Source organism: Frankia sp. AgB1.9 (genome assembly GCF_016786355.1).
Taxonomy (GTDB): domain Bacteria; phylum Actinomycetota; class Actinomycetes; order Frankiales; family Frankiaceae; genus Pseudofrankia.
The window spans coordinates 1-8,954 of sequence record NZ_JADWYX010000209.1 but is presented as its reverse complement, the minus strand read 5'-3'; the positions used below and the strand labels follow the sequence as shown (position 1 = coordinate 8,954).

The 8,954-nt window shown below is 76.4% G+C and carries 2 protein-coding genes; both read right to left on the bottom strand.

Features of this window, described 5'->3' with window-relative positions; all coding sequences use genetic code 11:
- A partial coding sequence (locus I6A60_RS39870; protein WP_203041966.1) for a type I polyketide synthase occupies positions 1–3,809 on the bottom strand: 3,809 nt, incomplete at its 3' end.
- Positions 3,810–3,834: 25 nt separating this feature from the next.
- Complete coding sequence (locus I6A60_RS39865) at positions 3,835–8,745, bottom strand: SDR family NAD(P)-dependent oxidoreductase (RefSeq protein WP_203055866.1); 4,911 nt, start codon at positions 8,743–8,745, stop codon at positions 3,835–3,837.
- Positions 8,746–8,954: the final 209 nt, after the last annotated feature.

The following is an 8,954-nucleotide window of genomic DNA, read 5'->3' as shown; positions in this document are numbered from 1 at the left end:
TGTGAGGTGAGGAGGAGGTGGGGTGCGCCGTTTCGGGCGAGCCAGCGGGTGAGGTGCTGGCCGATGGCACCGGTCGCACCGGTGACCAGGGTCGTGCCGGTCGGGATGTAGTTGCCGGTGTCGGGTTCGGTGACGGGCGCTCGCACCAGCCGGCGGGCGTGAACGGCACCGGCCCGGATGGCCAGCTCTGTCTCACCGTGGTGACCGCCCAGTAGGTCGGCGACCCGCGCGGCGGCCCGCTCGTCCACCTCGGCGGGCAGGTCGATCAGGCCACCGAAGCCGGCCGGGTTCTCGGCCGCCAGTACCGGCCCCAGGCCCCAGACCATCGCCTGCTCCGGCTCCCGGACCGCGTCTCCCGGCCCGGTGGTGACGGCGCCGCTCGTCGTCAGCCACAGCGGAGCGTCCAGCCCGAGGTCGTGCAGCGCCTGGACGAGGCCGGCGGTGGCGCCCAGCCCCCACGGCACCGACGGGTGGTCCGGCAGCAGGTCGCTTCGTTGGCCCAGCACGGACAGGACCCCGGCGACCCGCTCAGTCGGCGAAGCGTCGACGGCCGCGAGGGCGGCGCGGATCGCCGCCGCCACGGCTGCCCGCTCGACGTCCGCGCCGACCCGGACCGTCGTCACCCGCGCGCCCCGCCCGACCAGCGCGCGGACCAGGGCCTGGGTAGCCGGCGCGTCGACGCGGTCGGCCGGCGCGGCCAGCAGCCAGCAGCCAGGCACCCGTCCCGAGGTCGGCGCGACCGGTCGCCAGGCGACGCGGTAGCGCCAGTTGTCGATGGTCGCGCGGGTGGTGTGGGTGCGGTGCCACGTGGTGAGGGCTGGCAGGGCGGTGGTGAGGGCCGTCTGGGTGGCGGGGTCGGTCGCGCCGAGCAGGGTGGCGACGGCGTCGGGGTCGCCGGTGTGGATCGTGTTCCAGAACTGGCCGTCGGCGGCGGTCGGGGCGGGCTGGCTGGTGGGGGTGGCGGGGGTGATCCAGTACTTCTGGTGCTGGAACGGGTACGGAGGCAGGTCGATGGGTTCGGGCTTCGGGGCCGGGTCCGGGTTCCAGAGGACCGGGATGCCGTGGGTGTGGGCGTCGGCGAGGGAGGTGTGGAAGCGGGTGAGGGTGGCGTCGCCTCGGCGCAGGGTGGGGGCGACGGTCGCGGCGTCTTCGAGGGTGTCGGTGAGGGTGGTGGTGAGGACGGGGTGGGGGCTGATCTCGAGGAAGGTGGTGTGCCCGTCGGCGAGCAACGCACGGGCCGTATCGGCGAATCGGACCGGCTGGCGCAGGTTGCGGTACCAGTAGTCGGCGGTGAGGGTGGCCGGGTCGGCGACGGCGGCGGTGACGGTCGAGTAGAAGGCGACCTGGGTGGCCTGGGTGGTGATGTCGCCGAGGGCGGCGAGCAGGTCGGTGCGCAGCGGCTCGACGGCGGGGGAGTGGGACGCGTAGTCGACGGGGATGGCCCGGGCCCGGATGCCCTGGGCGGTGTAGTGCTCGACCAGCTCGCCGACGGCGGTGGCGTCGCCGGAGACGACCGTGGTCCGGGGGCCGTTGACGGCGGCGATGCTCAACCTGGTGGCGCGGTCCGCGTCCAGGTGGGCCTGGACGGTGTCGGCGGGTAGCGGGATGGAGGCCATCGCGCCGGTGCCGGCGAGGCGGCTGATGATCTGGGACCGGCGGGCGACGATGCGGGCGGCGTCGTCGAGGGTGAGGATGCCGGCGGTGGTGGCGGCGGCGATTTCGCCTTGGCTGTGGCCGAGGACGGCGTCGGGGGTGATCCCGTGGGCTTTCCAGAGCTCGGCGAGGCTGGTGGTGACGGCCCAGAGGGCGGGTTGGACGACGTCGACGCGGTCGAGGGTGGGGGCGCCTGGTCGTTGGTGCAGGACGTCGAGGAGGTTCCAGTCGACGTAGGGCGCGAGGGCGTCGGCGGCCTGGTGGAGGTGGTGGGCGTAGCGGGGTGAGGTGGCCAGGAGCTCGGTCGTCATCCCGTCCCACTGGGCGCCCTGGCCGGGGAAGACGAACACCACCCGGCCTGGCTCGCAGGCCTGGCCCAGAACCAGGCCCGTCGGCTGATCGCCCGCGGCCAGCCCGTCCAGCGCGGCCAGGTAGGCGTCCGCCGGCTCGGATCGTTCGGGGTCCGGGATGACGACCGCGCGCCGTGCGTGCCGGGCCCGCCGGTCCAACGCGTACGCCACTGCCGCGATGTCCAGCTCGGGGTGGGACCGCACGTGCGTGGCCAGCTGGCCGGCCGCCGCCGCCAGGGCGTCGGGGTCGCGTGCCGAGAGCACCCACGGCGGGCGGACTGCCCCCACCGAGGCCACCGATGGCGGTCCGGAAGGCCCCGCGTCCGCGTCGTCCAGCTGCGGTGAGGGCGATGCGCCGGCCGTCACCGGGTCCGCCGTCCGCTGGGCCGGCACAGCCGCTGGGCGCCCCGGCGCCGGGACTTCCGGCTCCGGTTCCAACACCTCCTCAAGGATGAGATGCGCGTTCGTGCCGCTGACGCCGAACGAGGAGACCGCCGCGCGCCGTGGCTCGTCGCCGGGCGGCCAGGGCCGGGGCTCGGTGAGCAGCCGGACGGCACCGGCGTCCCAGTCGACGTCGGGCGTGGGCTTGTCGACGTGCAGTGTCTGCGGCAGCAGCCCGTGGCGCAGCGCCCCGATCAGCTTGATGATGCCGGCCACCCCGGCCGCGGCCTGGGTGTGGCCGATGTTGGACTTGACCGAGCCCAGCCACAGCGGGGCGTCGGCCGGCCGGCCCTGGCCGTAGGTCGCCAGCAGTGCCTGGGCCTCGATCGGGTCACCCAGCGTCGTCCCGGTGCCGTGCGCCTCCAGCGCGCTGACGTCTGCCGGCGACAGCCTGGCCGCCGCGAGGGCCCGGCGGATCACCCGCTGCTGGGCCAGGCCGTTGGGCGCGGTGAGCTGGCTGCTGGTCCCGTCCTGGTTGATCGCGCTGCCGCGGACCACCGCGTGGATCCGGTGGCCCAGCCGGCGGGCGTCGGACAGGCGCTCCAGCAGCAGCAGGCCGACGCCCTCACCCCAGCCGGTGCCGTCGGCCGCGGCGGCGAACGACTTGCACCGCCCGTCCGGGGCCAGCCCGCGCTGCCGGCTGAACTCGACGAACGTGCTCGGCGTCGCCATGACCGTGACCCCACCGGCCAGCGCCAGCCGGCAGTCGCCGGCCCGCAGCGCCCGGCTGGCCTGGTGGATGGCGACCAGCGACGACGAGCAGGCCGTGTCCAGGCTGATGGCCGGGCCCTCCAGGCCCAGCGTGTAGGCGATCCGCCCCGACGCCACGCTGCCGGTCGTCCCGATCAGGGCGTAGCCCTCGGACTCGGCCGACGCGCCCGCGCCGTACCCCTGTGCAGTGATCCCGACGAACACGCCGGTGTCGCTGCCGCGCAGCTCGGCCGGGTCGAGGCCGGCGTTCTCGATCGTCTCCCAGGCCACCTCCAGCAGCAGCCGCTGCTGCGGGTCGGTGGCCGCCGCCTCCCGGGGCGACATCCCGAAGAACGCCGCGTCGAAGCCGGCCGCGTCGTAGAGGAAGCCGCCGTGCCGGGAGTAGCTGGTACCGGTGTGGCTCGGGTCGGGGTGGTAGAGGCCGTCGACGTCCCAGCCGCGGTCGCGGGGGAGCTCCCCGACCGCGTCCGCGCCGGCGGCGACCAGCTCCCACAGGCCCTCGGCGTCGCGCACCCCGCCGGGGAACCGGCAGCCGATCCCGACGATCGCGATCGGCTCGCCGGCGGCGGCCTCGGTGTCGCGCAGGCGCCGCTGGGTGCGGTGTAGGTCGATGGTCACCCGCTTGAGCAGGTCGCGGATCTTCTCGTCGCTCATGTCGGCTGGCTGCTTTCGTCGCGGGTCATGAGATGCCGAGCTCCCGGTCGATGAAACTGATCAGTTCCTCGTCGGTGGCGTCGCTGACCGTGCTGGCCACGTCCAGGTCGTCGCGCTCGACGCTGAGTCCGGCCAGCAGGGACTCCAGTCGGCCGACGAGCGTCGCTCGCGCCTCGTCGGTCGGCGGGGTGGCGGACAGGGCGGCGGCCAGCGCGTCCAGGGCCGCCACCGGGTCCTCGACCGGAGAGCTGGCCGGGGCGGCGCCCACCGGTCCGACCAGCCCGGCGAGGTACTCGGCCAGGGCACGCGGGGTCGGGTGGTCGAACAGCAGGGTCTTGGGCAGTCGGAGCCCCGTCGCGATGGCCAGCCGGTTGCGCAGCTCGACCGCGCCCAGCGAGTCGAAGCCACCGTCGAGGAAGCCCCGGTCCGCCGCGACGGCACCCGCGTCCGGATGGCCGAGGATTGTCGCGGCGGCCGAACGGATGTGCCCGAGCAGTAGCTGGCCGCGTTCCTGGCCGGACCGGCCGGTCAGCGCCTGGACGAGCTGGGGGAGGCCCTCGTCGCCCGCGCCCGTGGACGGCGCCGGGCCGCCGCCTGGCCCAGTAGGCGGGCGGCCCGGCGTCGCCAGCTCGCGCAGCGGCCCGTGGCTGACGTCCGCTCCGGCGGCGGCCGGGCCGGCCGGATCCAGGTGCGCTGCCACCAGTACCGGTTCGGACGTGGTCAGGGCCTCATCCAGCAGGGCCAGGGCCGCGGCCACGCTCATTGGGGCCACGCCGGCCCGGCGCAGGCGCGCGGCGTCGCCCGGGGTGAGCCGGTCGCCCATCCCGCCGGCCTCGGCCCACTGGCCCCAGGCGATGGAGGTACCGGCGCGCCCGGCCGCTTGGCGGCGGGTCGCGAGTGCGTCGAGGTAGCTGTTCGCGGCGGCGTAGCTGGACTGGCCCGGCGTGCCCAGGATGCCGGCGACCGAGGAGAACAGCACGAAGGCGGCCAGCTTGGCGTGGGCGGTCAGCGCGTCCAGGTGCCGCGCCGCGTCGGCCTTGGGCCGCAGCACGGCCGCGGCCCGATCCGGCGTCAGCGCGGTGAGCACACCGTCGTCGAGCACTCCGGCGGCGTGCACGACGGCGGTCAGCGGAGCGCCGGCCGGGATGGCCGCCAGCAGGTCGGCCACGGCCGAGTACTCGGCGACGTCGGCGGCGGCGATCGTTACGGCCGCACCGGCGGCGGTCAGCTCGTCACGCAGCTCGGCTGCTCCTGGGGCTGCCTCGCCGCGGCGGCTGACGAGCAGCAGCCGGCGCACGCCGTGCCGGGCGACCAGATGGCGGGCCACCTGTGCGCCAAGGCCGCCGGTCCCGCCGGTGATCAGAACGGTGCCGTCGGGGTTCCACGGTCGCGGGCCAGCCGCGGCCCCCGGCGCCGCGGCTGGTTCAGCGCTCAGCCCAGCGCCCGATGCCGCGGTGGGCGCGGGCCGGTCCGCCGTGCTCGCGGCCAGCCGGCGTAGCCGGGGCGAGCGCGCGACACCGTCGCGGACCGCGATCTGGGCCTCGCCCGCGCCGAGCGCCGCCCGGACGGCCGCCACCACCTCGTCGTTCGTGGCCGGGTTGGCCGCCGCGGCGAAGTCCACCAGGAGGAAGCGGCCCGGGTGCTCGCTCTGGGCGGAACGGACGAGGCCCCACACGGCCGCGCCGGCCAGGTCGGCCACCTCGGCGCCGGGCTCAGCGGCGACCGCGCCCCGGGTCGCCAGGGCGAGAACCGAGCCGTCCCGCGCGTCGTCGGCGAGCCACCGTTGCAGGAGCTCAAGCGTGCGGCCTACCGACACCTCGGCGTCCGGCGGAGCGCCACCCTGGTCGGCGTGCCCGGTCGGGGCGTCCACGACGACCACCTGCGGCAGGGGGCGCCCGTCCGCAAGCGCGGCGAGCAACGCGGTCGTGTCGCCGAAACGGGCGATCTCCCCGCCGTCGCCGGTCCCGGCGTCGGCGATCGGTTCCCAGGCGAGCCGGTGAAGCCGGGGCCTTGCCCGGCCGGCGGACGGGCTTCCGAGCCAGAACCGGGTCCGCTGGAACGGGTACGTCGGCAGCTCGACGGCGCGGGCCGCGGCGCTGTCCGGCAGCAGCGCGTCCCAGCCGATAGCGACCCCGTGCGTGTGCAGCTCGCCCAGCGCCGCCAGCACCGCCGCCGGCTCCGGCCGGCCGTCCCGCAGCGTCGCCACGACCCTGGGCCGGTCTGCCCGGTCCGGGTCCGCGTGCTCTTCCAGGGTGTCGGCGGCCAGTGCCGCCAGCACGGCGTCCGGGCCCAGCTCCAGGTAGGTCGTCGTGCCGAGCCGGTCCAGCTCGCCGACGGCCTCGTGGAAGCGCACTGGCTGGCGGATGTGCCCGGCCCAGTAGTCCGGGTCGGCGAGGCTCGCGTCGGTGGCCACCCGGCCGGTGACGTCGGAGATCACGGGGATGGCGGCCGGGTGGGCGCGCAGCCCGGCGACGACGGCCCGGAAGGACGCCATCGCCGGCTCCATCCGGTGGGAGTGGAAGGCGTGGCTGACGGTCAGCCGCTTCGCCCGACCGCCCCGGGCCTTCCACTCCCGCTCCAGGACGAGGGCGGCGTCGAGGTCGCCGGAGACGACGATCGCGTCTGGCCCGTTGACCGCGGCGAGGCCCAGCCGGCCGGCCAGGCCGAGCTCGGCCACGGCCGCGAGGGCGGCGGCCTCGGTCGCCTCCAGGGCGACCATCCCGCCGCCGGTCGGCAGCTCGGCCATCAGCCGGCCGCGGGCGGCCACGAGCGTGGCGGCGTCGGCCAGTGAGAAGACACCGGCGACGTGCGCGGCGGTGAGACCGCCGACCGAGTGGCCGATCAGGTGGTCGGGGCGGACGCCGAACGACTCGACGAGCCGGTACAGCGCGGTGCCCAGGGCGAACAGCGCCGGCTGGGTGAACGCGGTCTGGTCCAGGAGCGTGGCCGGCTCGCTGCCGGCCGGCGCGAACATGACGTCGAGCAGCGACCGGCCGAGCAGCGGGTCGAGGTGGCCGGCGGCCTCGTCGAGCGCGGCTGTGAAGACCGGGAACGTCTCGTAGAGCTCCCGCCCGGCCGTGGGCCGCTGGCTGCCCTGCCCGGTGAACAGGACGGCGAGGCGCCGGTTCCCCGCGGCCTCGCCGGTTAGAGCGGCCGAGCCGGCCGAGCCGGCCGCGAGCAGGGCGAAGGCGTCCCGCGCGGACGGCCGGTCGGCTGCCACCACGACCGCGCGGTGCTCGAAGGGCGCCCGGGTGTGCAGCAGCGCCGCCGCGGTCGCCTCCGGCGCGAGGCCGGTGGCCGAGTCGAGGTGCTCGGCCAGCCGTCCAGCCGCCGCCCGCAGCGCCGCGGGCGAGCGGGCGCTCAGCAGCCAGGGCAGCGAGGGCGCCTGCCTGGCGGGGCCGGCGGCGCTCGGGTGCGGGTTGCCGGCCGGCGGGCCGCCGTCAACGGCGTCTGCCGCCGGCGCCTCCTCCAGGATGAGGTGGGCGTTCGTGCCGCTGATGCCGAACGACGACACCGCCGCCCGCCGGAGACGTCCGCCCGCCGGCCACGGGCTCGCCTCCGTGAGCAGCCGGACCGCGCCGTCGGTCCAGTCGACGTGCGGGCTGGGCGCGTCGATGTGCGGCGTCGCCGGCAGCAGGCCGTGCCGCAGCGACTCGACCAGCTTGATGATGCTGGCCACGCCGGCGGCGGCCTGGGTGTGGCCGATGTTCGCCTTGACGGCGCCGAGCAGCAGGGGCCGGTCCGCCGGCCGGTCCTGGCCGTAGGTGGCCAGCACGGCCTGGGCCTCGATGGGGTCGCCCAGGGTCGTGCCGGTCCCGTGCGCGTCCAGGACGTCGACGTCGGCCGCGGTGAGCTGGGCCGCGGTCAGCGCCTGGCGGATCACCCGCCGCTGGGACGGGCCGCTCGGCGCGGTGAGCTGGCTGCTCGTCCCGTCGGAGTTCACCGCGCTGGACCGGATGACCGCGTGCACCCGATGGCCGCGCCGGCGGGCGTCGGACAGGCGTTCCAGCAGGAGGAGCCCGGCCCCCTCGGCCAGCGCGAAGCCGTCGGCCGCCGCGGAGAAGGGCTTGCATCGGCCGTCGGGCGCGAGCCCACGCTGCCGGCTGAACTCGACGAACGACCGTGGGGTCGGCATGACGGTCACGCCACCGGCCAGGGCCAGGCCGCACTCACCGGCACGCAATGCCCGGACGGCCAGGTGGATCGCGACCAGCGACGAGGAGCAGGCCGTGTCGACCGTGATCGCCGGGCCCTCCAGGCCCAGGGTGTAGGCGAGCCGGCCGGAGGCGACACTCGGCGTCGACCCGATGAGGGTGTAACCCTCGACCGCCGCGCTCCCCGGGCCGCCGTCGGTGGCACCGTCCGCGGCGCTGTCGGCGGGGCTGTCAGGGGCGTAGTCGGCCGCGATGACGCCGGCGAAGACGCCGGTGTCGCTGCCGCGCAGGGTGGTCGGGTCGATCCCGGCCCGTTCGAGCACCTCCCAGCCCAGCTCCAGCAGGATCCGCTGCTGGGGGTCGGTGGCCAGGGCCTCCCGGGGCGGCAGGCGGAAGAACTCCGCGTCGAAGTCCGCGGCGTCGTGGAGGAAGCCCCCGCGCCGCGCGTAGGAGTGGCCACGGGCGGCCGGGTCCGGGTCGTAGAGCTCCTCGACGTCCCAGCCCCGGTCGTCCGGGAGGTCGCCGGTCGCGTCCCGCCCGGCGGCCAGCAGCGTCCAGAGCTCCTCCGGTGAGCGCACGCCGCCCGGGTAGCGGCAGGCCATCGACACGATGGCGATCGGTTCGTCGCGGGCGGCGGTCAGCTCGGCCAGGCGGGCCTTGGTCTCCCGCAGGTCGGTCGCGGCCCGGCGCAGGTAGTCCCGTAGCTTGCGTTCGGTGGCGCCGGCCGCCGCGCCCGGCTCCGCGTTCGCGGCGGCCGGCCGGTCGAGATCAGGCGTGGTCATCAGGCTCCCCTGGGCGTGCCGGCTGGCGAGTCGGAGGGGTCGAAGCCCAGCTCCTCGTCGAGGGCGGCGAACAGCTCGTCGTCGGGGGGGGGCGCCCCCGGACCCCCCCGCCGGGGGGGGGGGGGGGCGGGGGGCGGGCCCGTCCAAGCCATCGTCGGTGGTGGGGCCCGGGGCGCAGCCGTCGTGGCGGATCAGGGCAATGTCGCGGT